The sequence below is a fragment of the Chryseobacterium barbadense genome, from assembly GCF_042849955.1.
Classification (GTDB): Bacteria; Bacteroidota; Bacteroidia; order Flavobacteriales; family Weeksellaceae; genus Chryseobacterium.
On sequence record NZ_BAAFHL010000001.1, the window covers coordinates 473190 to 498011 of the forward strand.

The 24822-nt window shown below is 35.4% G+C and carries 25 protein-coding genes, 3 tRNA genes and 1 pseudogene; 21 read left to right on the forward strand and 8 right to left on the reverse strand.

Annotated features, from left to right (window positions below):
- From ACGHIN_RS02160 to ACGHIN_RS02190, 7 genes are all read left to right on the forward strand, one after another.
- A complete protein-coding gene (locus ACGHIN_RS02160) occupies positions 1-1221 on the forward strand; it encodes an efflux RND transporter periplasmic adaptor subunit (RefSeq protein WP_390450404.1) in 1221 nt (406 codons plus the stop codon).
- A gap of 12 nt (positions 1222-1233) precedes the next feature.
- Entirely contained in the window at positions 1234-1653 is a 420-nt protein-coding gene (locus ACGHIN_RS02165; RefSeq protein ID WP_390450406.1) for a Fur family transcriptional regulator, read from the forward strand.
- A gap of 351 nt (positions 1654-2004) precedes the next feature.
- On the forward strand, positions 2005-3654 hold the full coding sequence (locus ACGHIN_RS02170; protein ID WP_390450455.1) for a heavy metal translocating P-type ATPase: 1650 nt from the start codon (positions 2005-2007) through the stop codon (positions 3652-3654).
- Between the two features lie 293 nt (positions 3655-3947).
- Positions 3948-4277: a hypothetical protein gene (locus tag ACGHIN_RS02175; protein WP_390450408.1), complete on the forward strand. Its 330-nt coding sequence runs from the start codon at positions 3948-3950 to the stop codon at positions 4275-4277.
- 80 nt (positions 4278-4357) lie between these two features.
- Positions 4358-4633 carry a YHS domain-containing protein gene (locus tag ACGHIN_RS02180; RefSeq protein ID WP_390450410.1) on the forward strand — a complete coding sequence of 92 codons (276 nt, stop codon included), beginning with the start codon at positions 4358-4360 and terminating at the stop codon, positions 4631-4633.
- Positions 4620-5297, forward strand: a complete 678-nt coding sequence (locus ACGHIN_RS02185) for an SCO family protein (protein WP_390450412.1) — start codon at positions 4620-4622, stop codon at positions 5295-5297. Before ACGHIN_RS02180 ends, ACGHIN_RS02185 begins: the two co-directional genes overlap by 14 nt.
- Positions 5298-5326: 29 nt before the next feature.
- Positions 5327-6001 (forward strand): superoxide dismutase, encoded by a 675-nt coding sequence (locus ACGHIN_RS02190; RefSeq protein ID WP_390450414.1) that lies wholly within the window; start codon positions 5327-5329, stop codon positions 5999-6001.
- A 79-nt stretch (positions 6002-6080) separates the two neighbouring features.
- Here ACGHIN_RS02190 and ACGHIN_RS02195 read toward each other — a convergent pair whose 3' ends face one another.
- The gene (locus ACGHIN_RS02195; RefSeq protein ID WP_390450416.1) at positions 6081-7193 is read right to left on the reverse strand and encodes an acyltransferase family protein; all 1113 of its coding nucleotides are present in this window, start codon (positions 7191-7193) and stop codon (positions 6081-6083) included.
- Between the two features lie 613 nt (positions 7194-7806).
- Between ACGHIN_RS02195 and ACGHIN_RS02200 the strand changes: the two genes are divergently transcribed.
- The 6 genes from ACGHIN_RS02200 to ACGHIN_RS02225 all read left to right on the forward strand — a co-directional run bounded on the left by ACGHIN_RS02200 (position 7807) and on the right by ACGHIN_RS02225 (position 12975).
- Entirely contained in the window at positions 7807-8433 is a 627-nt protein-coding gene (locus ACGHIN_RS02200) for a sensor histidine kinase (RefSeq protein ID WP_390450418.1), read from the forward strand.
- The gene (locus tag ACGHIN_RS02205) at positions 8430-9125 is read left to right on the forward strand and encodes a LytR/AlgR family response regulator transcription factor (protein ID WP_390450420.1); all 696 of its coding nucleotides are present in this window, start codon (positions 8430-8432) and stop codon (positions 9123-9125) included. The genes ACGHIN_RS02200 and ACGHIN_RS02205 overlap by 4 nt, the downstream gene beginning before the upstream one ends.
- Before the next feature lie 100 nt (positions 9126-9225).
- Positions 9226-10773, forward strand: coding sequence for a helix-turn-helix domain-containing protein (locus ACGHIN_RS02210; protein WP_390450422.1), 1548 nt, complete (start codon positions 9226-9228; stop codon positions 10771-10773).
- 434 nt (positions 10774-11207) lie between these two features.
- On the forward strand, positions 11208-11972 hold the full coding sequence (gene bla / locus ACGHIN_RS02215; protein WP_390450424.1) for a subclass B1 metallo-beta-lactamase: 765 nt from the start codon (positions 11208-11210) through the stop codon (positions 11970-11972).
- 3 nt (positions 11973-11975) lie between these two features.
- Positions 11976-12431, forward strand: coding sequence for a tRNA (N6-threonylcarbamoyladenosine(37)-N6)-methyltransferase TrmO (tsaA, locus tag ACGHIN_RS02220; RefSeq protein WP_390450426.1), 456 nt, complete (start codon positions 11976-11978; stop codon positions 12429-12431).
- 73 nt (positions 12432-12504) lie between these two features.
- Positions 12505-12975, forward strand: a complete 471-nt coding sequence (locus ACGHIN_RS02225; RefSeq protein ID WP_390450427.1) for a DinB family protein — start codon at positions 12505-12507, stop codon at positions 12973-12975.
- Between the two features lie 70 nt (positions 12976-13045).
- Here ACGHIN_RS02225 and ACGHIN_RS02230 read toward each other — a convergent pair.
- From ACGHIN_RS02230 to ACGHIN_RS02245, 4 genes are all read right to left on the reverse strand, one after another.
- Positions 13046-13117: transfer RNA gene (locus ACGHIN_RS02230), tRNA-Glu, on the reverse strand.
- Positions 13118-13185: 68 nt separating this feature from the next.
- Positions 13186-13257, reverse strand: a tRNA-Glu gene (locus tag ACGHIN_RS02235).
- Positions 13258-13268: 11 nt separating this feature from the next.
- Entirely contained in the window at positions 13269-13523 is a 255-nt protein-coding gene (gene rpsT / locus ACGHIN_RS02240) for a 30S ribosomal protein S20 (protein ID WP_390450429.1), read from the reverse strand.
- Positions 13524-13590: 67 nt separating this feature from the next.
- Positions 13591-13911: a hypothetical protein gene (locus ACGHIN_RS02245; protein ID WP_390450431.1), complete on the reverse strand. Its 321-nt coding sequence runs from the start codon at positions 13909-13911 to the stop codon at positions 13591-13593.
- Between the two features lie 289 nt (positions 13912-14200).
- Here ACGHIN_RS02245 and ACGHIN_RS02250 point away from each other — a divergent pair, with 289 nt between their 5' ends.
- From ACGHIN_RS02250 to ACGHIN_RS02265, 4 genes are read left to right on the forward strand one after another with little or no spacing between them, the layout of a single operon-like run.
- Positions 14201-16387 carry an EndoU domain-containing protein gene (locus ACGHIN_RS02250; RefSeq protein WP_390450433.1) on the forward strand — a complete coding sequence of 729 codons (2187 nt, stop codon included), beginning with the start codon at positions 14201-14203 and terminating at the stop codon, positions 16385-16387.
- Between the two features lie 11 nt (positions 16388-16398).
- Positions 16399-16758, forward strand: coding sequence for a hypothetical protein (locus ACGHIN_RS02255; protein WP_390450435.1), 360 nt, complete (start codon positions 16399-16401; stop codon positions 16756-16758).
- 18 nt (positions 16759-16776) lie between these two features.
- Complete coding sequence (locus tag ACGHIN_RS02260; protein WP_390450457.1) at positions 16777-17025, forward strand: EndoU domain-containing protein; 249 nt, start codon at positions 16777-16779, stop codon at positions 17023-17025.
- 16 nt (positions 17026-17041) lie between these two features.
- Positions 17042-17278: a hypothetical protein gene (locus ACGHIN_RS02265; protein WP_390450437.1), complete on the forward strand. Its 237-nt coding sequence runs from the start codon at positions 17042-17044 to the stop codon at positions 17276-17278.
- A 318-nt stretch (positions 17279-17596) separates the two neighbouring features.
- On the opposite strand, the gene ACGHIN_RS02270 is transcribed toward ACGHIN_RS02265, so the two are convergent.
- A tRNA-Glu gene (locus ACGHIN_RS02270) sits at positions 17597-17668 on the reverse strand.
- A 56-nt stretch (positions 17669-17724) separates the two neighbouring features.
- Entirely contained in the window at positions 17725-19017 is a 1293-nt protein-coding gene (locus tag ACGHIN_RS02275; protein WP_390450438.1) for an N-acetylmuramoyl-L-alanine amidase family protein, read from the reverse strand.
- 53 nt (positions 19018-19070) lie between these two features.
- Between ACGHIN_RS02275 and ACGHIN_RS02280 the strand changes: the two genes are divergently transcribed.
- The 3 genes from ACGHIN_RS02280 to ACGHIN_RS02290 are packed head-to-tail and all read left to right on the forward strand — an operon-like array spanning position 19071 to position 22537.
- Entirely contained in the window at positions 19071-21656 is a 2586-nt protein-coding gene (locus ACGHIN_RS02280) for a putative LPS assembly protein LptD (RefSeq protein WP_390450439.1), read from the forward strand.
- Positions 21657-21707: 51 nt separating this feature from the next.
- Positions 21708-22088 (forward strand): RidA family protein, encoded by a 381-nt coding sequence (locus tag ACGHIN_RS02285; protein ID WP_123263746.1) that lies wholly within the window; start codon positions 21708-21710, stop codon positions 22086-22088.
- Positions 22088-22537 (forward strand): hypothetical protein, encoded by a 450-nt coding sequence (locus tag ACGHIN_RS02290; protein ID WP_390450441.1) that lies wholly within the window; start codon positions 22088-22090, stop codon positions 22535-22537. Before ACGHIN_RS02285 ends, ACGHIN_RS02290 begins: the two co-directional genes overlap by 1 nt.
- Positions 22538-22589: 52 nt before the next feature.
- Here ACGHIN_RS02290 and ACGHIN_RS02295 read toward each other — a convergent pair whose 3' ends face one another.
- On the reverse strand, positions 22590-24110 hold the full coding sequence (locus ACGHIN_RS02295; protein ID WP_390450443.1) for a trypsin-like peptidase domain-containing protein: 1521 nt from the start codon (positions 24108-24110) through the stop codon (positions 22590-22592).
- A 344-nt stretch (positions 24111-24454) separates the two neighbouring features.
- Between ACGHIN_RS02295 and ACGHIN_RS02300 the strand changes: the two are divergent.
- Positions 24455-24822, forward strand: a pseudogene (locus ACGHIN_RS02300) (oxygen-dependent tRNA uridine(34) hydroxylase TrhO); the annotation flags it as partial.

Sequence of the window (24822 nt, forward strand, 5' to 3'; positions counted from 1 at the left end):
ATGAATATACCATTAAATATCATCACCATTATCTTTCTATCACTATTCCTGGTTAGTTGCGGAAAAAAGGAAAATACAGATGAAACGAAAGAAAAAACCGAGGTACACTCAGAAACTGAAAATTCAGGAATGGCTGAGCTTACCCAAGAACAAATGAATGCTGTAGGAGTGGCTTTAGGGCAGATTGAAATGAAAGAACTTACTGCGACTATCAAAGCAAATGGTGCATTAAGTGTTCCTAATAATAATAAAGCAAACGCAACTTCTCTATACGGCGGAGCTATTAAAACATTGAACGTTCAGGTAGGGGATTTTGTAAGAAAAGGACAGGTAATTGCCACTATTGCCAATCCTGAATTTATACAGCTTCAGGAAGACTATCTTACCGCAGCAAGCAGAATCACTTTTGCAGAGCAGGAATACAGAAGACAAAAAGAATTATTTGATAATGATGCGGGAGCTAAGAAAAACCTCCAGAATGCCGAAGCAGAATTAAAAACCCTGCGGACAAGAAGAGCTTCTTTGCAAAGACAGATTCAGATGATGGGAATCAACCCGGGAAGCGTCTCCAATAAAAATCTGAGATCGGGACTTGCCGTTACAGCTCCGATCAGCGGAACCATCAGCAACGTTTTTTTACAGATCGGAAGTTATATTGATGTTTCAACACCGGTTGCGGAAATTGTGGATAACAGTTCGCTGCACCTGGATTTACAGGTTTTTGAAAAAGACCTTCCATTAATAAAAGCGGGGCAGAAAATTCATTTTACATTAACCAATAATCCGGTGGAAGAATATGATGCCGAAGTATACAGTATTGGAAGCGCGTTTGAAAATCAAAGCAAAACCATTCCTGTTCATTGTAAGGTAAAGGGAAATAAAACAGGATTGATCGATGGAATGAACGCAACAGGCATTGTAAGCTTAAGCAATCAGCTCATGCCTGCAGTTCCCAATGACGCGATTACAAGTGCCGATGGAAAAGATTATATTTTTCTGGTAACCCATGAAAAAGGACATAAAGGAAACGAAGAAACCCATGAAGGAGACGAGAAAAAAACCGTTAACTTTGAGAGAGTAGAAGTGGTAAAAGGGACTTCAGAGATGGGATACACCGCTATTACTCCTGTAAAATCTATTCCGGAAGGAGCAAAAATTGCAGTCAAAGGAGCGTTTTTCATCAATGCGAAACTAGCTAACTCAGGAGAACACGAACACTAATTCATAAAGAACATGAAAAAAGACATCGAAAATAAACTCATCGATAAAAATACCAAGCCCACCAGTATGCGGATTCTGGTGTATGATTTTCTGAGCTCTCAGGAAACGGCTCTTTCCCTTTCTGAAATCGAAAATCATTTTGAAAATGCAGACAGAACCACCATTTACAGAACTTTGAAAACCTTTGAAGAAAAAGGGATTGTTCACAGCATACAGGAAAATACGACCACAAAATATAAGCTATGCCATGATGGGTGTGATGAGAAAACCCATAAAGACTGGCATCTGCATTTTTACTGCAAAATTTGTAAGCAGACGACCTGTAAGGAAGATATTTCATTCCCTGACAATATTCAGACCAATTTCAGGATTGATGAAATAAGGCTTTTTGCGAAAGGAATTTGTGAACAATGTCTGGAAAGTTTGCAATAGCATTGCATTCACTTTACCACTAAATTTGATTAAAAATTATCAGTTATGGAAGAATGTTGTAGTACAAAACCTAAAAAAGAACATCAGCATACAGAAGACGATGGTCACGATCATGGCCATTCTCATGATACGGGAAATCAATCTGCATTTCAGATGTTTCTTCCCGCCGTCATTTCTTTTGTATTGTTATTGATAGGAATTGCGTTAGACAATTATATAAAACCGGAATGGTTTTCCGGATGGATTCGGTTAGTCTGGTATTTGATTTCATACGCTCCGGTAGGATTCCCGGTATTAAAAGAAGCCTTCGAAAGCATCATAAAAGGCGATGTGTTCTCTGAGTTTTTCTTAATGGGAATCGCTACAATAGGAGCATTCGTCATCGGGGAGTATCCTGAAGGGGTTGCCGTGATGCTCTTTTATTCGGTAGGAGAAGTATTTCAGTCTTTGGCAGTAACAAGAGCCAAAAGTAATATTAAAGCTTTATTGGATCAGCGTCCTGATGAGGTAACCGTTTTAAAAGACGGACAGCCTTATACCGTAAAAGCGGAAACGGTGAATATCGGTGAGATCATTCAATTAAAATCCGGTGAAAAATTAGGACTTGACAGCGAACTGCTCTCTGAAACGGCTTCATTCAACACCGCTGCGCTTACAGGAGAAAGTAAACCGGATACCAAGACAAAAGGTGAGACGGTTTTAGCCGGAATGATCAACCTGAATACGGTAAGTCAGGTCAAAGTAACCACCGCTTATAAAGATAGTAAGCTGAGTAAAATTCTGGAACTGGTTCAGAATGCAACGGCGCAGAAAGCACCCACAGAGCTCTTCATCAGAAAGTTCGCTAAAATATATACGCCGATCGTTGTATTTCTGGCTATTGGAATTGCTTTATTACCCTACTTTTTCGTAGCAGATTATCAATTTAAAGACTGGCTGTACAGAGCTCTGATCTTCCTGGTAATTTCCTGTCCATGCGCATTGGTCATCTCCATTCCGTTAGGATATTTTGGTGGAATCGGAGCAGGAAGCCGGAACGGGATTTTATTCAAAGGAAGTAATTTCCTGGATGTTCTGGCTAATGTACAAAATGTAGTAATGGATAAAACTGGAACCATGACGGAAGGGGTTTTCAAAGTTCAGGAAGTGGATTTTAAGCCGGATTTTGATAAAAATGAAATGCTGAAGTTTGTGAATGCACTGGAAAGTAAAAGTACCCATCCTGTTGCTACTGCCATTCATCAATATGTCGGAGAAATTGATCATTCCGTTCCACTGGAAGATGTGGAAGAAATCCCTGGACATGGCCTGAAAGCAAAGATTAACGGGAAAGAATTATTGGTAGGTAATTTTAAGCTAATGGATGCATTCAACATCAGCTATGATATAAAACCTGAAAATATTGTTTATACTTTGATTGCAGTTGCGTATGATCAAAAATTTGTAGGCTATCTCACGATTGCAGACCGTATTAAATCGGATGCACAAGTAACCGTCAATAAGCTTAAATCATTAGGTGTAAAAGCCACCATGCTTAGTGGAGATAAAACTTCAGTAGTAAAGTATGTGGCAGATACGCTGGGAATTCAAAATGCATATGGAGATCTGCTCCCTGAGGATAAGGTCAATAAAGTGAAAGAAATTAAAGCGAAAAACCAAACTGTGGCATTTGTAGGAGATGGAGTAAATGATGCTCCGGTTGTAGCCTTAAGTGATGTCGGAATTGCGATGGGTGGATTAGGAAGTGATGCTACTATTGAAACCGCGGATGTTGTCATCCAGGATGATATGCCGAGCAAAATTCCGATGGCGATCAATATCGGGAAACAAACGAAAAAAATCGTTTGGCAGAATATCATTTTAGCTTTTGCAGTGAAGGCCGTTGTTCTTATTCTTGGAGCCGGAGGTTTGGCAACCATGTGGGAAGCGGTTTTCGCGGATGTGGGCGTTGCTTTACTCGCTATTTTAAATGCAGTGAGAATTCAAAGAATGAAGTTTTAAAATAATTATTCCCACGGATTTCACAGATCAAAATAAAAACAAACATCTGTGTTCATCTGTGTAATCTGTGGGTTAAAAATAATAACCACTTTCTAACTAAAAGTAATCATAAAATACCTTTATTTACAGATCAGAAATAAAAAAGAACCTCTGTATTCATTTGTACAATTTATGGGATAATAAAAACAGCAATGATTTTCATCAGGATCATAAGATAGATGAACTTTGAGCCTTATATTTGTTATACAGAAATTGAGACATTGAAGTTTTTCATATCCATATTCATCATTTGTATGATTGCACTACGCCCTGTTTTGCCATTGGTGAATTATGCGGTCAATTATGAATATATTGTCAAAAACCTTTGTGAAAACAGGAATAAGCCTGAATCAACGTGTAAGGGTAAATGTTATGTGGAGAAAGAATTGGCAAAGACTGAAAAACAAACTACCACTGCTTCAACACTCAAGCTTTCCGGACTGGATGTTTTTCTTTTTAACGAAATTCTTCAATCTCTGGATCCTGAAATAGTTGGATATCCCGATAATACTATTGATTCAGTATACCTGGACTCTCATTTCTCAGAATATTCTTCTGTCATATTCCATCCACCGTTAGCATAAATTATTAATTTCAGATACCTAAGTTTTGATTTTACATCAAGACTGTTTCACGTTATTACTAATTTCAATTTTAATCTTTCATGAAATCTAAAATCATAATGACGGCTTTGCTGTCGATATCCCTATTTTCGTGTGCACAGGAAAGTCCTAAGGTAAAGCATAAAAAGAGTATGAGCTCATCCGGAGAAAATCTGAAAAATATAGAGGTTGTGAATTCGGAAGATCCGATCTGCCATATGAAAACAGCAGAATTTTTAAAAGATACGGTGGTGTACAAAAATAAAACGTATGGTTTTTGCAGTGCCTATTGCAAAGATGAGTTCAAAAAAAATCCTGGAAAATATGCCCAAAAATAAAGACACTGGTTCAAAAGCAAAGTTTATTATTCCGATCGTTATTGTAGTGATCATTTTCCTGGGTGTCGGAATAGCGTCAGGCTATTTTAGAAATAGCCTTTATACCGTGATGAAAGTCCCGGATTTTGAGCTTACCGATCAGAACAACAAAAAGGTCACCAATAAAGATATGCTTGGAAAAGTTTATCTGGTAGAATTCTTTTACAGCAGGTGTCCTACGATCTGTCCTGTAATGAACAGCAATATGAGAACTATTGAGGATAAGATCAATAATCCTGATTTCGGTATTATTTCCATCAGTATTGATCCAAATAATGATACTCCTGAAATTTTGAAACAGCATGCCAAAAGCGTAGGTGCAAAATCCCCCAACTGGCATTTTTTGACTGGTGACAGAACCTATATTGGAAATCTGGCAGATCAGTTCAATATCTATGTAGGAGATGAGGAAGACGAAGGAGAAAGCCTTAATCATAGCGGAATGATTGCGCTTGTAGATAAGGAAGGGAATATCCGATGCAGATACAATAAAGATAATATGCCGATTTTGTATTACTCCGGACTGAATTATGAGGATCCGGAAGGCAAAACCCCAAAATTAACCGGGAAATACCATCCGGACAGAGAAATATTGATAGAAGATATCAGAAAACTATTACAATAGTATTTGTTTAACCAAAAATAAAAAGTATTATGAAGATTTTGAAAGTAGCTGCTTTAAGTGCAGTATTCGCTGCACAGTTTGCATTCGCACAGTTTAAACAGACTCCTTTACCGTACGCCTATAACGCGTTGGAAGGTTCTATCGATGCACAAACAATGGAAATTCATTATTCAAAGCATGCGGCAGGATATGTTGCCAATTTGAATAAGGCTATTGCGGGGACTCCTCAAGAAAAAGAAAGCATCAGCCAGATTCTTTCCAAAGTTTCCAAATTGAGCCCGGCCGTAAGAAACAATGCAGGTGGACATTATAATCACGAACTTTTCTGGACGATGCTTACTCCCGAAAAAAATACCCAGCCTTCTGCCAAGCTTTTGAAAGCCATCAATGAAAGCTTCGGAAGTATGGATGCTTTTAAAGAAAAAATAAGCAAAGCCGGTGCTGATCGCTTCGGTTCCGGATGGGCATGGCTTTCTGTAGACAAAGCCGGGAAGTTATTTGTTTCTTCAACACCGAATCAGGACAATCCTTTAATGGATGTGGTTGAGGAAAAAGGAACCCCGATTTTGGGAATTGATGTTTGGGAACATGCCTATTATTTGAAATATCAGAACAAAAGAGCGGATTATCTTTCTGCGATCTGGAATGTTTTAAACTGGAAAGAAGTAAGCAAAAGATATGATGATGCCCTAAGCAAAAAATAATTGGGATAGAACTCTTTGAGCTGTATCTAATCTTATTGACCCTTGCTGAAAAGCAAGGGCTTTTTTATATTATTAAACCTTAACGTAAAATTTTTAAAAAATAGTTTTTCATTTTTGATGACGGGTTTTCTATAAGGTATTGATAAAACAGTCCTGTACTTATGCATGTGAATAAACAGATAAAAAGAGCAGCATTGCCTGAGATCTGAATATGAACTATTTCGAGAAAAGATTGAGTAAAATGTATGATTCCTTTATGCGATAAATAAATTGCATAAGAAAGATTGGCTAATTGCGCACTGATATTTACTCTGTTTTTTTGAAGTAATGAGGTGGGAGATATTGCTGAAGCTACAATTAACCCGTAGCTTAAAGCGACTAGTGTAAATCCGAAGATCGAAGCATTCCGGGAAGTTTGTTCATTGCAAACCCAAAAAGTAAATCCAAGAGAGAAAAGACCGAGAATTAGTAATGCATTTCCATATTTAAATATAAATTTTCTGAAGTTGTCAGAGTATTGATATAAATAACCTATTATAACTCCTGTCGCTAAGCCGTCCAATCGTGTATAGGTAGGATAGTATATTTTCATGTACCATTCCAGCCAAAAATGGTCGGTAGACAGATTCGGAATGATATACTTTTCCCAGGATATTAGCCTGCATAGAAGAGCAAACAAAATAATGCAAAGAGTAATATATTTTAGACAATCTAATCGTTTAGATCTGGTGAGAATTAATAAAATAACTGGCAGTACCAAATAAAACTGTTCCTCAATGCATAAAGACCACGCATGGGAAAAAGTGCCTTCGTGGATGACATCTAACCCAAAGTTTTGAGTAAATGTTATAAATTTCCAAAGCGGAGGTAAAGCTTCCCTTTCCCTGAAACCAATAAAATAAAAATATAGGAATAATGTGAATAAATAAGGAGGGATAATCCTGAAAAATCTTTTAATAAAAAACACTTTCAGGTTGATAGCATTATGCTCTTTAATTTCTTTAAACAAAATATTGGAGATAAGAAATCCGCTGAGAACAAAGAAGAGATCAACTCCTGTCCATCCGAATCTTCCGTATTCGTCAACCCATGACGGATGCCCGAAAGCTCTGTAATGATATAGTAATACCAACAGGATGGCTACAGCCCTTAAATGATCGAGTCCATAAAATCTTTCAGAAAGTTTGTTCATATTTTTTTTGCAAAAATTCTTGATAATTTCACCTCATTTTTCTTCTGAGTTTAGAAAGGCAGCGTTTAATGGCAGACATCCTTTTTTGTTGTCTATCATGGAAATAATGCTTTTCATGGATCATTTTAGGCATTATGAATAAAAATCGTTATTACTACAGAATGATTTAATAATTTTGAATATGGTGGAAAATAAATCGTGGGAAAGTATAAGACAAAATGTAGGGTACCAATTATTTTTTTGGGTAGCTTTATTATTGACGGAAGTAGTAAGAAATTCCGGAGATTTTGAGACACCTTATTCAAAAATTTTTTTGCTTTATGATTTGTGCCATTGGGTTTTTCAGATAGTAGGTGCAAATTTTATTTACTATGTCCTAATCAAAAAATATTTTGATCAGAGAAAATACTTTTTATTTTCAACTTATCTCATTGTTAGTCTCTATTTGATATCAGTTAGTAACAGGCTTTTCATTGTTTATATAGCGGAACCGTTTTTTGTAAACCTGCCTAAAGATAATCTATGGAATGTTTTTACAGACATCCGGTATCTCTTATTTCATTACACTTTTCCTATTATTACAGGTTCTTTTATTTTCATTTCTGTAATGTTTATGATACGATATAAAAATGAAAAGGAAAACAGTACAAAACTTTTGAAAGAAAAAGCAGAAGCGGAATTAAAAGCTTTGAAATCCCAGCTTAATCCCCATTTCTTATTCAATACTTTAAACAATATTTACTCTCTGTCTATGATAGATTCTGATAAAACAAGAGATTCTATCGCGCGTCTTTCGGAAATACTGGATTATATATTATACAAAGGTCTCAAACAAACGGTACCTATTTCTGAGGAACTTCTTATTATTGATCATTATATTGAACTTGAAATGCTTCGGTTTAATGATCGGCTGAAAATACATAAAGTTGAAAAATTAGAAAGTTTCAATTCGATTCCACCGTTATTATACTTATCTTTAGTAGAAAATGCATTTAAACACAGTGTTGAGAAAACCTCTGAAATAGTGGAAATTAATATTTTTGTTATCAACAATCAGATCAATTCCGTTTTTAGGATTGAAAATACGTACTTGGAAAATAGCACAACCAATGAAAAAGGGCTTGGACTTATCAATATAAAAAAACAGCTGAAGATGTATTTTGATGACCAGTATGAATTTAATATTCAAAAGGATAAAAATACTTTCAGTGCAGAAATAATAACACCTGCAACAAAATGATTACTTGTATTATTGTAGATGATGAGCCTTTGGCGATACAACTTTTAGAAAATCACATTTCAAAGATAGATTCTTTAACGTTAATCGGGACTGCGAAAAGCGCTCTCGAAGCATACCGGATTTTGAATACAAGAAAAGTGGATCTGATGTTCTTGGATGTTCAAATGCCTGATCTTGACGGGGTCAACTTTCTCAAAACCCTCCATCAGAAACCCAAAACAATTTTTACTACGGCATACCGTGAATTCGCTGTGGAAGGCTTTGAACTTGAGGCCTCTGATTATATCCTGAAACCCATTACTTTTGAAAGATTCTTTAAATCTATGGAAAGAATCATGAGAAGCCTTTCAAATGATAGAGAAAACTATATTATTCTGAAATCAGAAGGTGTGCAACGGAAAATTATTCTGAATGAAGTATTGTATGTGGAAAGCCAGGGAAATGATATTAAAATTGTAATGCATAACAGCACTGTTATCTCTGCAAAATCGAAGATTGGAGATTTGGAGTCTATTTTATCTGATAAAGGATTTATAAGAATTCATAGGTCTTTTATTATTAATTCCAGTTACGTCACTGCATTCAATAATAATGAAGCCATATTGGAAACCCAATCTATTCCTGTAGGAAGAAGCTATAAGAAAGAATTTGACATGTTTATTAATGATCTATTAGAAAAACGGTTGTTATAATTTTAGTTAGAGTAGAATGAAAGAAAGCAGATTCATCTGTATAGTAGTAATTATTTAAGTATAATTTTATCAATATATTTGTCTCCAACAATGCGAATAGATGAAGAAGCTTTTTATTGTATTGGGGATTTTATCCTCTATATTTATTTTTTCTCAGGAGGAAGCCGATTTTTATGAAATTAAGGCTATTACTCGTAAAATTCAGGATTATTCAGCAACCAATCCGGACTCTGCACTGGTAGAAATAGATCATTATTTAAAACAATATAAAAGTAATTTTGCGCAGGCAGAACTGTATTTGCAGCAAGCTTCCGCATTTGGTTTTTTAGGAAAAAGATCTGAAGCATTAAATTCAGCACTTAAAGCCCGGTCCTTTTCCTTTCGGGGGAATAACTACAGCCAGAGAGCCAGAACTTCCGGCTTATTAGCCAATAGGTACAGAGATATTTTGCTTACCGACAAAGCGAAGGAAAGTCTTAGACAAGGACTTTTGGAAACCGGAAAGATTAAAGATTCACAGGAAAAGTACAGAGTGGAGTCTATCCTTTTAACTGAATATTGCAAGAACCTGACGGAAGAAAAACAATATGACTCCGCTACTATTTATTATACCAGATCTCTAAAATCACTTTCTAAACTTGAGCCTTCAGATAATGTGAAATTCCAGATTGTAGTTACCCATTTAGGAATGGGAACGAATTATCTCATGGCTAAAAAATGGGAATTAGCAGAAAAAGAACTCAACAAAGTTATTCAGCTTTCCGAAAAAGGAGTACAATGGGAAAGATATAACCTGTCCAGTGCCAAATTATATTTATCCGTGGTATTTACCTATAGGGAAGAATATCAAAAAGCGATCAATATACTCCTGGAAGCTGAAAATTTAACAACACCCAACGACCCTAAATTGGCGGAACTGTATTATTTCCTCGCCCAAAATTATCTGAAAATGAATGATGATAAAAGCTATCAAAAATATAACAAGCTTTATCTCGTTTCAAAAAGCAACCTTTCTGAGGAAAATGTAAAAGCAATGAATCTGACAGTTCAGCTTTTGGATAATGCATTACAGAAAGAACAAAAAGCTAAGATTTTTAACAGAAACATTGCAGCCGGTATTGGCTTTTTAGCAGTGTTGCTTTTAGCAGGAATTATTCTTTATTACAAGAGAAAGCAGAAGAAAAATAAACAGCTGTATCAAAAAGCCATTAAAAGGCTTGAAGATAAAATAACAGATAATATTCGGCAGGAGAATATTACTATAGAAAGTGCTGAACAGGAGAAAACTTTTATTCCAAAGAATATTGAAGAAGAACTGTTGGGAAAGCTCAATAAGTTCGAAAAATCCGAAAAGTTTATTAACCCGAAACTAAGCTTATCAATTTTAGCTTCTCAATTGGAAACCAACACCTCCTACCTTTCTTATGTTATAAATACGTACAAAGGGAAGCATTTTAACCAATACATTAATGAATTGCGCATTGATTACATTTGCAACAAAATTATCCATGATCCGGAATTCAGGAATTATAAAATCAGTTATCTGGCAGAAGCATGTGGCTTTTCAACTTATGCAAGTTTTAATTCAGCTTTTAAAAGTGTAACAGGAATTTCTCCTTCGGTATTTCTTAAAGAATCATTCTCATAACTCATTACTTTTGATACAGAATTCAATTTTCTTTTCATGATCCCCATTAAATTTTAATTCACTTCGATTAAATACATTTTTATTAAAATTTATAAAATATTCCTTACGTCAGATTACAAAAAATACAATTGTCTTTATTGTATTTTGTTCTGTAAATCAGCGAGATATTGTTTTTTTTGATATTAAAATTCATAAATTTTGATATCCATTCTTTGTGGCATAAAAATCAGGAATTTATTTTTGTATCTCTTTGACTTTGAAACTGCTTTAATTGAGACTGCGAAACTAAAACACAAATGATGAAAAAAATGGAGGTATCCTCATTACCATTTTTTCCTTTAGAACTTATCAAAATTATCTTTAAATTAACAATTGAACAGTTCCTTAAATGGAGACGGTATGAACATCTAGTATAATCTTATAAATAGTAAAAAATGAAATTAACCTTAAAAGCACTTTCAGTATTTCTGATTTCTCTAACATTGTATTCGTGTTCAAAAGCGAAGGAAAAAGAAACGTTTAAACCTAAAATTGTATACCGGACTGATAACTTAATTGTTACTCAGCTTTCTGATCATACTTACCAGCATACTTCATATTTCTTATCTGAAGATTTTGGAAAAGTGGATTGTAATGGTTTGGTAGTCCGGGATAAAGATGAAGTAATTGTATTTGACACTCCTGCGGATTCGACTAGTTCAGAGGAATTGATAAAGTGGGTGGAAAACGGGCTGAAAAATAAGATTGTTGCTGTTATTCCCACCCATTTTCATTTTGATTGTGTGGGTGGATTGAAAGAATTCCATAGAAAGAAGATTCCTTCGTATGCTAACTTCAGGACTATTGAATTCACCAGAGAGAAAAAATTTAATGTTCCGCAAAAAGGATTTAAAGATTCTCTTATTTTAAAGGTGGGTAATGAAAAGGTTATTGCCAGATTTTTTGGAGAAGGTCATACAAAAGATAATGTTATTGGATATTTCCCATCCGAAAATATAATGTTTGGCGGATGCCTGATAAAAGAAGTAGGGGCTGGAAAAGGCAACCTTGAAGACGCGAATATTTCAGAATGGTCAAAAACAGTAGAAAAAATTAAGAAAAAATATCCTAATGTAAGCTTGGTAGTTCCGGGACACGGGAAGTATGGAAATTATGAACTTCTCGACTATACCATCAATCTGTTTAAAGCTCCTAAATAACGTATGAAAATAGAATTAAGCCCGATAGGATTTGTGAGAAATTCGAGAAGTAAGCCGATTGATGATGATTGGAATGAAATCATTTCAGAAATTGAATTGGCCGAAGATATTCCCGATGAGGCATTGAGCGGTCTTTCAGATTTTTCTCACTTAGAAATAATATTTTATTTTAACCTGGTAAATCCGGAGAAAATAGTATTCTCCGGATATCCGAGGGGAAATACTGAGTACCCAAAAATGGGCATTTTCGGACAAAGAAAAAAAGACAGGCCTAACCAGATCGGATTGACTACCGTTGAACTATTAAAATGTGAGAACAGAAAAATTACGGTTAAACATCTCGATGCCATTAACGGAACACCTATTCTTGATATAAAGCCTGTCTTTAGAGAATTTCAGGTAAAATCAGAGATTAAACAGCCAGACTGGGTAGGAGATTTAATGAAGAATTACTGGTAGTAATTATAAGTCCAGATTATTGGCAAAAAGATAAATACCAAAACATTAAGCATCCAGAAACTAACAGGAATAAATGACACACACAGAAATCATAATTTTAAATTTTGAGGAAATCAGAAGAAGAAGTATAAAACTTTGGTCCGGATTGCCGCCCGAGTATTACTATTGGAAACCAGACATAGAAGCAATGACCGCGATTGAAATGATAAGACATGTTCTGGAAGGAGAACATTTATTTCATAAAATAGTTGAAAATAGGGGAAACCTGGGAGATTACATTTCACCGTGGCAGGCCAGGCCTTATACAACACTTCAAGATGAATTGAACTTTGCACAGCCATTCAGAGAAAAATTCTTTGATACCATAAAAGCATTTAGTCCAGAAGACCTTACACATATAGAAATCATCCGAAGTGAAAAAGGGCAAAAAAGAATTCTGGGAGATTATCTGCAACGAATAGCCTATCACGAATCAGTTCATACAGGGCAAATGTTGGCTTATTTTAGAACGCTTGGTCTTGACCGTCCTTTGATTTGGGACTAATAGAAAATGTACAAGCGGAAGAGAATATAAATAAAAAAACCTTGAAAACATTGTTTTCAAGGTTTTTATGTAGCCCGTAGGGGAATCGAACCCCTCTTACCAGAATGAAAATCTGAGGTCCTAACCGATAGACGAACGGGCCCTCTATCTTCCATTAACCGAAATTAATGTGTTAGCTTTTGTTTTTATAAGTTTACAACTCTTAAATTGTAGCCCGTAGGGGAATCGAACCCCTCTTACCAGAATGAAAATCTGAGGTCCTAACCGATAGACGAACGGGCCTACTATACTTATTAAGCTAGTTTATTAACGTGCTTAGTTAATTTGCTTTTTAAGTTAGCCGCTTTGTTTTTGTGGATAATATTTTTCTTAGCTAATTTATCCAACAAAGAGATAACCTTTGGCAATTGCTCTGTAGCAGCAGCTTTGTTCTCTTCATTTCTCAATACTTTCATCGCTGTTCTAGCAGTCTTGTGGTAGTATCTGTTACGAAGTCTTCTTACTTCGTTTTGTCTAATTCTTTTTAATGCTGATTTATGATTTGCCATATCGTTCAAATGTGAGTGCAAAAGTATAAACTTTTTTTTTATCCACCAAATTTATTTTTCAAAAAATTTAATTTTCTTTGGACAAATATTCTTTAAGTTTATGAATCGCTTGTTCTATTTTTAAATTTTCTTTTTCTTTCTCTATTTTTCTGATCGTGTTTTTTAACATGATCATTGCATTGTTCCATTCTCCAGTAGTATTGGTGAAAGTAAGGTCATCAATAGTTACTTCAAAAGCAACCCTTTCTCCACTCTTATAAAGTCTGAAACTAATTTTATCATCACTGCCTGTTATCCCTTCTTCATTGATTTTTAAATCATAACTTTTTGGGTCAGAATGGATTTTATTAAAAAGCAATTTAGCTTCCTGAATTTTTAAATCCGGCATGATATAAGTTTTTGCCTGCCGGTCAATTCCCGGGGCTTCATAATTTAATATTCAATCATTTGTTTTCCTCAATAAAAACTCAAGAATCTTGACCCTGACTTCTTTACTAGGGAAAAAGTGATGCAAAATTAAATAATTTTTTTTAAAACTTAAATAGTATGATTAAAATATAAAAAATAAATATCAACCTCATAATTTGGGTAAAGGGAATTAAAGTAAACTCAAAAATAACACGTCAAGTTTTGTCGCTATCTGCATATACATTTGACTCATAATAAATTCAAATGATATGATGCAAAGATTAGAGTATGTCCTGAGTAGAAATCTGGATAGTCCTTATGGAAAAAACAGTGTTTTTTTTGAAACCTTTGTAGTGCCTCCTGAAGATTTCGACAAGATTCCTGAAACCAAAGAAACAGAAGGCATAAAATACACTTTCATATTGTGTAAAAGTGGTGTTGAGGTGTTTGACAGGTATCAAAAAGATGGGGTAAATGACAAAGAATTTAAAGTATTTTATGAAGAAGATGACCCCGAAAAAAGTAATTTTTTTGGTACTGCCTGTCGAGTAAAAATGGGGAAAGAAGCCAAAGACTTCTTTAACAGAATTTACAGTATAGACCAAAACATAAATTTTAGAGGATTGGTTTATGACTATACTGTAAATGGCTTCGACAATCTTGTAAAGGTATTAGCAAAAGAGAAAAAGATAAATGAAACTCTTTTAAAGGGGGCAATTTATTTGGAAATTGCCGAACAAAGCAAACTAAATGAAGTCTACAAAAAAGTATTCTCATTAAACAACCAGTTAGCAGATTGGATGAAAGGAGGTATAGAAGCTATTGAAAAATGGAAATTTACGGAGGAAAATTATGATTATCAGACTTATTTTGTTGAGCCTATGTACAAAACAGCCAATTATAGAAATGGCACAAGAAGTCCGGACGGTTATTACAAAGAAGAAAAAGCAACATACAAGCCTATTATTCCTGTTCCAATTACTGCCAATGAGTATAAGGCTATGCAAAATGCTTCTGAAATTGCAGCAGCGGGATTTAGTAAGTTTAAGGAATTTGCAAACTATTTTGAAGAGGTGTCTTTAGCCATAGTCACAACCATAGTAAGGGCAACACCTGCCATTACAGATGATATTTTCTTTGCAGTTGTTTTCTATTTAAAAAATTTCATAGAAGACAATATTCCTGAAAGCATTAAAAATGTCTATAACAAGCTCAAAACTTTCTTTAAGGAAATATTGGAAGTTTTTTCAGGGGTTGGTGCAATTATCGGAGAGAAAATCAATCAGGAGGTAGCTAAGGTAAATGCTTTTCTTTGTGGTATGCTCAATGGCTTGATTTCTTTAGCACAAACCGTTATTATGCTGTTAGCAATGGTTACGGATAACATTCCTTTTTTGGAAATGGAGAAAATGAGTCCGTTAGAATTAGCTAAGCATCAGGAAAAGCTTGAGTTTATAGAAGATTTTGTAGATTTATTTACTGAAAACTCAAAAGAGTTTTTTAGCGGGATTAGAAATATTTTTAGCAATGGTAAAATTTGGAAAGACATTTCACAATTTACTGGTGTCTTAAAAAAGAAATTTTCAGAACTTAATGATTATTTTTGGGCCTATTTTATAGGCGCTGTTGCTTTTGAGCTTATTTTGGATGCTATTATTGCTTATTTTACAGGAGGAGCATCTCTTGCTGGAAAAATCTCTGAGAAGATGGCACAGGCAGCAGGTAAAATTAGTAGAGTATCTCAAAAATCAGCAAAATTAGGAAAGGCTATAAATTTTTCTAAAAATTTAGGAAAAAAAATAGGAAGTTCATTAGCAGACCTCTGGAAATGGTTGAAAAAAGAATTTTTAGAGTTAATACAAGCAATAAAAAGTGGAAATTTAGCTCATTATTTGAAGAAAAAATTCTATGAATTAACAGATGATGTGGAAGGATTGCGTAAATTGGCTTTTGGAAGATGGCTCAGTAAATTTGACAAAGGTTTTTTCAATCATTTAGATGGAGAATTTAATACAAGTTTGCTTGAACGTATACAACCCTCTGGGTTTAAATATCTTGATGAGTTTTTGGTTTCACAAGGTGGGCACAGAGGTTCAGCTATTCTTGACGGAATTATTGATGTAGAGAAAATAATAGACCCTGAAGGAGTGTATTCTATGGCTCACTTGGCAGATGACATTCCTTTTAAAGCTAAAATCAGTATCAAATATAAGGATGGTTATTTAATTAAAAATGCAGAATCATCTATGTTCCCCAAAAATTGGGATCTTAAAAGAATACAGGAGGAAATAGCGTTTGTGTATGAAAATACAGTGGTAAAGGGAGTTGGACAATTAAGAAGGAGCCCAACAGATCTATTTGATAAATATGAAGCCTTAACAACAAATGGTTTTAAAGTTAGAATAGAAGTAGATTTTTCTGGTAATATTATGAATGCTTATCCAATAATAAATTAAAAATAAAAAAGATGAAATATAAATTTTATAAAGAGATAATCGAAACAACAGGTACAATAATTTTAGGTGTAATGCCAGAAGAAGAAAAAATAAATGTGTTATTTCGTTTTGGTGATTCAGGTTGGACTCCGCAAAAAGTTCAAAGTTTAATTGAAGGTGTAGAGCAAAGCAAAAACAAAAATTCTGATGAATCCTTTGACTGGCAAAACGAGGATGTTTTCTTCCGAAGCAATAAATATGGGGTTTTCTTCGTAGACCTTATGAAACAAAGGGCAGGAGAAAAATCTAAAAAACAGGATTTAGATTTAGAACATAATGAGTTTATTAAGTTTTTACAGGATTTTAAAAAATTTGTAGAGGAAAACAGTTAGATTCTAGCCGCCTAAGAGATTAGGCGGTTATTTTGTAAAAAAAATGCAGAATCATCTATGTTCCCCAAAAATTGGGATCTTAAAAGAATACAAGAGGAGATAGCATATGTATGTGAAAATACGGTAACTAAAGGAAATGGACAGTTACCAAAAAGTCCAAATCATAAATTCAATCAATTTCAGTCAGAATCAACAGTTGGATTTGATATTTTGATTGAAGTTGATGATGCAGGGAATATTATGAATGCATATCCAAAAATTAATTAATATAAAATCAATATTTATGAAATATAACTTTAAAACATTTCAAATATCTAAATCAAGATATTTTGATATTGAAATTCAAGAAGAAAAATATTATATCCTTAACAATTTTAGAGATTCTAATTGGACTCCGCAAAAAGTTCAAAGTTTAATTGAAGGTGTAGAGCAAAGCAAAAACAAAGATTCCGATGAATCCTTTGACTGGCAAAACGAGGATGTTTTCTTCCGAAGCAATAAATATGGAGTTTCTTCGTAGACCTCATGAAACAAAGGGCAGGAGAAAAATCTAAAAAACAGGATTTAGATTTAGAACATGATGAGTTTATTAAGTTTTTACAGGATTTTAAAAAGTTTGTAGAGGAAAACAGTTAGATTCTAGCCGCCTAAGAGATAGGCGGTTATTTTGTAAAAAAATGCAGAATCTTCTATGTTCCCTAAAAATTGGGATCTTCGAAATTCACCTTATACAACGTGTGTACGAAAGTTCTTTTAAAATTCGTGGAGATTCCGTTGACTTTTGGAATAAAAAAATCCCTGAACCATAATTGATCAGGGATTGAGAGGTGTAATTAAGTAGCCTATAGGGGAATCGAACCCCTGTTGCAAGAATGAAAATCTTGAGTCCTGACCACTAGACGAATAGGCCAAATTTTGAGGTCGCAAAAATAGGAATTAACTTTTGAACTTCAAAATTATTTTGACCTATTTAAATACTTTCTGGATGATGGTGTTTTTAATTCCTTTGGCTTCAATGTCTTTCTGAAGCTTTACCGCGTCTTCCAAAGTATATACTTTTCCATACGTATAGTAGAAAATTCCATTTTCTTTGGTTCTTTCAACATCTTTCAGTTTCAGCAGGATAGGAGAATTACCGTTAAGCTTATCTTTTCCAGTGAAGACTTCTATGGTGTAATAGCCGCTGTTTAACTTCTGATTCGGCATAAATCCTACTGCAAATGCATTCCTAAACCCGGCGTCTTTTGCGGTCTTGATATTGATATCCCTTATGGAAGCCATATTGGTAACACCATAATAATATTTATATTGCCCGTTCTCTTTGATAGGAAGAATATAATTAAGGCCTTTTAAGGCAGGGTCTCCGTCATTGTATTTGGTAGGTGAACTCATTAATAAGATTCTGAAATCATTCTTTAATGGAACTTCTGCCGGCTTTTCAGGTTCAGGTTTTTTAGTTGAGGTAATGTATCCTCCTGATTTTCTGTCAATAGCTTTTTTATAATCAATAATGGCATTATAAATACTGATCGCAATTTCTTCCTGTCCTTTATCCGATGCTAAATAATGGCTCTCTTCAGGGTGATTGATGAATCCGGTCTCGATAAGAACTGAAGGCATCGCATTCATACGCAGAACGTGTAAGTTTTTTTGAAAAACCCCACGGGAAAACCTTTTGTCTTTATTAACAAAGTTGCCTTCAACCAGCCCGCCCAATAAAAGGCTGGACTCCAGATATTTGCTTTGCTGCAGTTTCAGCGCAATCAATGATTCCGGGGAACTGGGATCATAAGAACCGAAGACCTGCTTATCTTTTTCATCCAGATAGATCACATCATTTTCCCTTTTGGCTACTTCCAGGTTAGTGTCGTTCTGATCAGGTCCCTGCACATAAGTCTCGGTTCCATAAGCTCCGGATCTTTGTGAAGAATTACAGTGAACGGAAACAAAAAGATCGGCTTTGCTTCTGTTGGCAAGATTGGTCCTGTCCGAAAGGGAAGGATACTCATCAAACTTACGGGTATAGATTACTTTGAAATCTTTATTTTTCTCGAGCATGCTTCCGATTTTAAGAACAATAGCGAGCGTAACGTCCTTTTCGGCAACTCTTCCAATGTCACTGTATGTTCTATTGGCTCCATGATCACTTCCCCCGTGTCCGGCATCCAAAACGATGGTGAACTTCTTTTGTGAAAAAACAAAGGTGTTAATGAATATGAGGAGAAATGATAAAATTATTTTAAAATTTTGTTTGCGCATCTTACAGTTTTAAAAATTATATTAATTTTGAGCCTTAATTATATAGCATAACATTGGTCAAAACCGTCTTCAAAAATATATTACAAATTTTAATTATCCTAATTTTTAACAATTTTTTAGCACAGAAAACCCCTGAAAAATTGCCTGAAAATGCGGTAAACGATACTATTCCCAAAAAAGATACGGTAGTATTGAAAAAAGAGTCTCTGGAAGATGTACTTCGTACAAAAGCAGATGACCAGAGAAGGGATGTTCCTAAAAGAATGACTTTCCTGAACAAAAATGCCCAGGTTAAATACCAGGATATGCAGATTGATGCAGATTATATTTCTATTGACGACAATAAGAATATCATTTTTGCACGCGGAAAACAGGATTCTTTGGGAAGAATCATTGAGCCCGTGATTACTACCCAGGCGGGGAAAAAATACGAGACGGATCAGTTCAGCTATAATACAAAGACAAGGCAGGCAATAGCTTATAATGCAAGAACGGAAGAAAGTGAAGGGGTAATTGTTGCCAATAAAACCAAAAAATATAACGACTCTGTTTTCGCTATGATACACGGTCTTTATACCACGGATGATTACTTTATTAAGAAAAAAGATACTGCGGCAGATTACCACTTATTGGCTTCCAATATCAAATTAATTAAAGGTAAGAACAAAGCCCAGATCGTAACAGGGCCTATCCAGATGTATATAGAACGGGTGCCGACTCCGCTGGTCATGCCTTTTGCCATTCTACCGTTTTCAGATAAAAGATCTGCGGGAATCCTGATTCCGAGTTTCGGAGAAAGGGAGGATGTTGGGTTCTTTCTGAATAGTTTAGGATATTATCAGCCGATCGGGGAACATTTTGATGTTAAGATCCTTGCTGACATTTATACCAAAGGAAGCTGGAATTTAAGGCCGGAAATGAATTATGTAAAGAAATACCGCTATTCCGGAAACTTTTCTGCTGACATAGGAACTACAGTAAGAGGAATAAAAGGTTTGGACGATTACACCAAAAACAGTACCTACAGAATCGCCTGGAGACATACGCAGGATACAAAAGCAAATCCTTTCCTTAACTTTACGGCTTCGGTGGATATCGTAAGTACGAAGTTTTATAATAATACGGTAAACAATAATTATATATTCAATCAGAATGTACTGAATACCCAGCAGAACTCAACGATTACGCTGACCAAAAGATTTTTAAAGCTTCCGATTACCATTACAGGGACGGCATCCTACTCTCAGAACTTTGCGACCGGACTTGCTGATCTTCGTTTGCCTCAGATGAATATTGCAGTCAATCAGTTTTACCTGTTCAAATCCAAAACAGGGACCAGACAGGGATTGCTGGAAAATATTACGGTGAATACAGGGTTTAACCTTACAAACTTTGTGAATACAAGCGAAGGCGAACTTTTCAAAAAGGAAATGTGGGACAAAATGCAGACCGGTCTTAAAAACAATATTTCATTAGGAACCAATACAACGATTGCCAAATATTTCACATTCAGCTTAGGAGCCAATATAGATAACGCTCTTACCACAAAAACGCTGAATAGATATTACGATCCTTTAAAGAATGTGGTGGTGGATGAAATGGATAAGAACATCTCCGGATATTCTACTTTCTCAACTTCTGCGAGTATTCAAACTACCCTGTATGGAATGCTAAAGTTTAAGAAAGGTTCAACTATAGAAGCGATCAGACATATGATGACTCCGAGTATCGGGTTCACTTATTCACCGGATTTTGGAGATACCAAGTTCGGATATTATAGAAATTATTATGACGCTAACGGAGCGCTGACTCCTTATTCGATCTTCGAAAAAGGAATTGTCGGAACCCCTTCAAGTGGAATGGTGGGGGCTTTAGGTTTCAACATCGGGAACAATATTGAAATGAAGGTGAAATCCAAGAAGGATTCTACCGGAGTGAAAAAAGTAAAGATCTTTGAGTCTTTGAACCTTTCAGGAAGTTATAATTTTGCGGCTAAAGATCATCCATGGTCTATATTTACCATTAATGGACAATCCTCCTTCTTTGACAGTAAACTTAGCGTCAATACGAGTCTTTCAATAGACCCATATAAAATCCTTTATCTTCCGGGGCAGGATGCAGGGATCAGAACTGAAGATTTCGGGCATTTCAGCGTACAGGGATTCAACGTACAGCTTTCTTATCCTCTAAGCAGTGAACTTTTCGGAGAGAAAGAGGATTATGCGAAGAAATATTCTGCAAAAGGAGAAATCAGAAACGAAAATTATTATTTCGATGATGATAATTATGCTCATTTTAACCAGGCATGGACTCTAAATGTGAATGCGAATTATGCTTTTTCAAGAGGGGCAACACGTACCGGAAATAAAATTGCTTCTGTAGGGTTGGATGGCAGTATTAAGCTTACTCCTTACTGGAATATCAATGGAAGTACCCATTACGATTTAGTTACTAAAGAATTAGCCTATACAAGAATTGGCTTTTCCAGAGATCAGCGAAGCTTTACCATTAATTTTAACTGGGTCCCTTTCGGGCAGTATAAGGTATATGACTTCTTCATCGGGATTAAAGCCAATATCTTAAGCGATGCATTGAAATATAAAGACAGAAGCTTCACTCAACCGAATGCTCCTTTCTAATTCAAATGATATCAAATATAAATTTTATATTTGCACCCAAAATAAATTCTAATGAAAAAGATAATCTCTACAGTTAACGCCCCTGCTGCCATCGGGCCGTATTCTCAAGCTAACCTTGCAAACGGTGTTCTGTATATTTCCGGTCAGATCCCTGTAGATCCGGCAACTGGAAAATTAGTGGAAGGAATCGAAAAGGAGACTCATCAGGTAATGAAAAACCTTGAGGCTATTCTTACAGAAGCGGGAATGTCCTTTAAAAATGTAGTGAAAGCTACCATATTTCTTAAAAATATGGATGATTTTGCCGTTATGAATGATATTTATGCGTCATATCTTGATGCTGAAAGCTATCCGGCTCGTGAAACCGTACAGGTTTCCTGCCTTCCGAAAAATGTAGATATTGAAATTTCTATGATCGCACATCAGGATTAATGAGCTTTTTAAGAAATACATTAGCGGTGTTGGTGGGCCTTGGTATAGCAGGGCTTACGATTACTCTTGGAATAAGAGTATTTCCGCAATGGGTTACTTTTGAAGCTTTTGCTCCTTTTGAACATTGGCAGAGATTTCTTGAAAGCATGAAAGACAATGATGCCTTCTTTGGATTTTTGTTATTTGTTTCGGGGTTGGGGACTACAATCGGAGGAGTGATTACGGCACTTATCGTGAAATACGCTAAAGTGGCCTATGCCATCCTTATTGGCTTTATCATGTTGTTCATCGCAATGTTGGACGTTATTATCTTCCCGTACCATCCTACGTTTTATAAAATATCCATTTTCCTTACTTTCTTTCCGTTTTCATGGATCGGAGGTAAAATCGTGGAAGTCATTTATGAAAGGAACAAAAAAAGAAGAATCGCTGATAAAATGAATAAATAAAAAAAGACGCTACATTTTTGCAGCGTCTTTTTATTGTATCTTGTTATGTTAATTAAGGCATTTTGAAGCCTTTGGTATAAATTCTTCCATATTCATCCACAAATTTCACCTGTACATTTCCTTGGTATTTCTCCAGGATTTTTTCAACATCTTTTTGGGAATTAACCGGTTTACCATTCACTTCAATAATGATATAGTTATCTACGATGCCTATTTTGGCCATTTCGCTTCCTTCTCCAACATTTTTGGCTACAACACCACTGTTAAGACCATAGTTTGTTTTAAAGGAATCACTTAAAGGTTCAAAATCAGCCCCGATTTTTTCAGATACGCTAAGATCCGCTTTTGTTCTGGTAGAAGTACCTCCTTTTTGATCTTTCAAAGTTACGGTAGTCGTATTTTCTTTACCGTTTCTTGAATAAGTAACAGCAACTTTATCACCCGGGCGTCTGCTTCCGATCGCAATAGACAGGTCTGCAAAGTCAGTGACAGGCATTGTATCTATTTTTGTAATTACGTCACCAATTTTAAGCCCTGCATCCTCTGCACCGCTATTTTCTCCAAATCCTGTAATATATACACCAGAGCCGATCTTAAGATTAGCTTTTTTCTGGAAGTTATATGATTTTACCTGTTGTTCATCAGAAAGGTCTAGAGACTGCACACCAAGGAACCCTCTCTGTACAATTCCGAATTTCTTGATATCCTCAACAATTTTTCTTGCCAGATTGGAAGGAACAGCAAATCCATACCCTTGATAATAACCGGTCGTAGACTGGATTGCAGAGTTAATTCCTATAAGATCACCATTAGAGTTTACCAATGCCCCGCCTGAGTTCCCAGGGTTAATGGCTGCATCGGTCTGAATAAAGCTTTCGATAGGATTGCTTGCTTTACCTTGAGAACCTAAAATACCGATCCCTCTTCCTTTAGCGGAAACGATACCAGCCGTAACCGTAGAGTTCAGCCCTAGAGGATTTCCAACGGCAAGAACCCATTGCCCTACTTCAATATTGTCTGAGTTGGCAAAGTTCAGGTAAGGAAGTCCCTTTTCTTCAATTTTTAATAATGAAATATCCGTATTAGGGTCAGTTCCCACCAAAGTTGCGATATAAGATTTCTTATTGCTCAGTACTACTTCCAGTTTATTGGCTCCCGCTACCACGTGATTATTGGAAATAATATATCCGTCAGGAGAAATGATTACTCCGGAACCCATTCCTGAAGGCATATTATCAGGCATTTGTTTTTGTCTTTGCTGGCCTCTTCCGCCATAAGGGTCACCGAAGAAGAAATCGAACAGGTCTTGCTCAGAAGCTCTGTTTGAGGCCCTGTTTTGATAGTTTTTAATAGTAACTACAGCCGGAACCGTTGTTTTGGCTGCCTTTACGAAATCATCTCCTACTGCAGAAGTATTCATACCCGCAAAAGAAACATTAGATGCTGAGGTAAAGTAACCCTGATCGCCTTGGCCAGAAGTGTGACCAAAATATTGTAATGTGCCTACGGCAGTAGCTCCTGAAACAACTCCCACTACTGCAAATGGTAATAGTTTTTTTAAAGTACTCTTCATTGTATATCTTCTTTTTGTTTTTAAATTTTTACAGTAAACAAATTTACTGCATAATAAGTATGCAATTAGTATGCTATGTTTCAACTTTAACTAAAATTTAACAGGAATAGTGGTAATTTACCCCTTTTGTCATAATTGTTAAAATTTCAATTAACGAACCTTAAAAATTTATTAAAGATAATGTCACTATAGGTAAGATGAATTCCTGATGGGAAAAGTTAAATTTAATTGTCAAAATAAAAGTACTAATAAAGAATTGTCTAAGACATAAGAGTGCCTGGAAAATAAATTAATTGGAAATGATTATCTTTGCAAAAATTTTTCTCACTTAAAATGTTTATAGCATGCAACTGTATAACACCTTAAGCGCAGAAGAAAGAGCTCAGCTAATTGATGAAGCCGGTAAGGAACGCCTTACTTTGTCTTTCTATGCGTATGCCAAAATTGAAGATCCCAAAAAATTTCGCGACGAATTATTTATAGCCTGGAATGCATTGGATGCGCTAGGCCGTATTTACGTTGCCAAAGAAGGAATTAATGCTCAGATGAGTGTTCCTGCGGATCAATTTGAAGCTTTTCGCAATACGTTGGAAGTTTATGATTTTATGAAGGGGATCCGTTTGAATGTGGCGGTTGAACAAGATAATCACTCTTTTTTAAAATTAACGATAAAGGTCAGAAATAAGATCGTTGCCGATGGATTGAATGACGA

Excerpts from the sequence above, each read along its gene's own strand:
- ACGHIN_RS02205 (WP_390450420.1), top strand. The coding sequence starts at position 8,430 with ATGATTACTTGTATTATTGTAGATGATGAGCCTTTGGCGATACAACTT.
- ACGHIN_RS02160 (WP_390450404.1), top strand. The coding sequence starts at position 1 with ATGAATATACCATTAAATATCATCACCATTATCTTTCTATCACTATTC.
- bla (WP_390450424.1), top strand. The coding sequence starts at position 11,208 with ATGAAATTAACCTTAAAAGCACTTTCAGTATTTCTGATTTCTCTAACA.
- ACGHIN_RS02170 (WP_390450455.1), top strand. The coding sequence starts at position 2,005 with ATGGGAATCGCTACAATAGGAGCATTCGTCATCGGGGAGTATCCTGAA.
- ACGHIN_RS02250 (WP_390450433.1), top strand. The coding sequence starts at position 14,201 with ATGATGCAAAGATTAGAGTATGTCCTGAGTAGAAATCTGGATAGTCCT.
- ACGHIN_RS02210 (WP_390450422.1), top strand. The coding sequence starts at position 9,226 with ATGAAGAAGCTTTTTATTGTATTGGGGATTTTATCCTCTATATTTATT.
- ACGHIN_RS02255 (WP_390450435.1), top strand. The coding sequence starts at position 16,399 with ATGAAATATAAATTTTATAAAGAGATAATCGAAACAACAGGTACAATA.
- ACGHIN_RS02190 (WP_390450414.1), top strand. The coding sequence starts at position 5,327 with ATGAAGATTTTGAAAGTAGCTGCTTTAAGTGCAGTATTCGCTGCACAG.
- ACGHIN_RS02295 (WP_390450443.1), bottom strand. The coding sequence starts at position 24,110 with ATGAAGAGTACTTTAAAAAAACTATTACCATTTGCAGTAGTGGGAGTT.
- ACGHIN_RS02165 (WP_390450406.1), top strand. The coding sequence starts at position 1,234 with ATGAAAAAAGACATCGAAAATAAACTCATCGATAAAAATACCAAGCCC.
- ACGHIN_RS02180 (WP_390450410.1), top strand. The coding sequence starts at position 4,358 with ATGAAATCTAAAATCATAATGACGGCTTTGCTGTCGATATCCCTATTT.
- ACGHIN_RS02245 (WP_390450431.1), bottom strand. The coding sequence starts at position 13,911 with ATGCCGGATTTAAAAATTCAGGAAGCTAAATTGCTTTTTAATAAAATC.
- rpsT (WP_390450429.1), bottom strand. The coding sequence starts at position 13,523 with ATGGCAAATCATAAATCAGCATTAAAAAGAATTAGACAAAACGAAGTA.
- ACGHIN_RS02265 (WP_390450437.1), top strand. The coding sequence starts at position 17,042 with ATGAAATATAACTTTAAAACATTTCAAATATCTAAATCAAGATATTTT.
- ACGHIN_RS02285 (WP_123263746.1), top strand. The coding sequence starts at position 21,708 with ATGAAAAAGATAATCTCTACAGTTAACGCCCCTGCTGCCATCGGGCCG.
- ACGHIN_RS02225 (WP_390450427.1), top strand. The coding sequence starts at position 12,505 with ATGACACACACAGAAATCATAATTTTAAATTTTGAGGAAATCAGAAGA.
- ACGHIN_RS02290 (WP_390450441.1), top strand. The coding sequence starts at position 22,088 with ATGAGCTTTTTAAGAAATACATTAGCGGTGTTGGTGGGCCTTGGTATA.
- ACGHIN_RS02175 (WP_390450408.1), top strand. The coding sequence starts at position 3,948 with ATGATTGCACTACGCCCTGTTTTGCCATTGGTGAATTATGCGGTCAAT.
- ACGHIN_RS02185 (WP_390450412.1), top strand. The coding sequence starts at position 4,620 with ATGCCCAAAAATAAAGACACTGGTTCAAAAGCAAAGTTTATTATTCCG.
- ACGHIN_RS02275 (WP_390450438.1), bottom strand. The coding sequence starts at position 19,017 with ATGCGCAAACAAAATTTTAAAATAATTTTATCATTTCTCCTCATATTC.
- ACGHIN_RS02200 (WP_390450418.1), top strand. The coding sequence starts at position 7,807 with ATGATACGATATAAAAATGAAAAGGAAAACAGTACAAAACTTTTGAAA.
- ACGHIN_RS02195 (WP_390450416.1), bottom strand. The coding sequence starts at position 7,193 with ATGAACAAACTTTCTGAAAGATTTTATGGACTCGATCATTTAAGGGCT.
- tsaA (WP_390450426.1), top strand. The coding sequence starts at position 11,976 with ATGAAAATAGAATTAAGCCCGATAGGATTTGTGAGAAATTCGAGAAGT.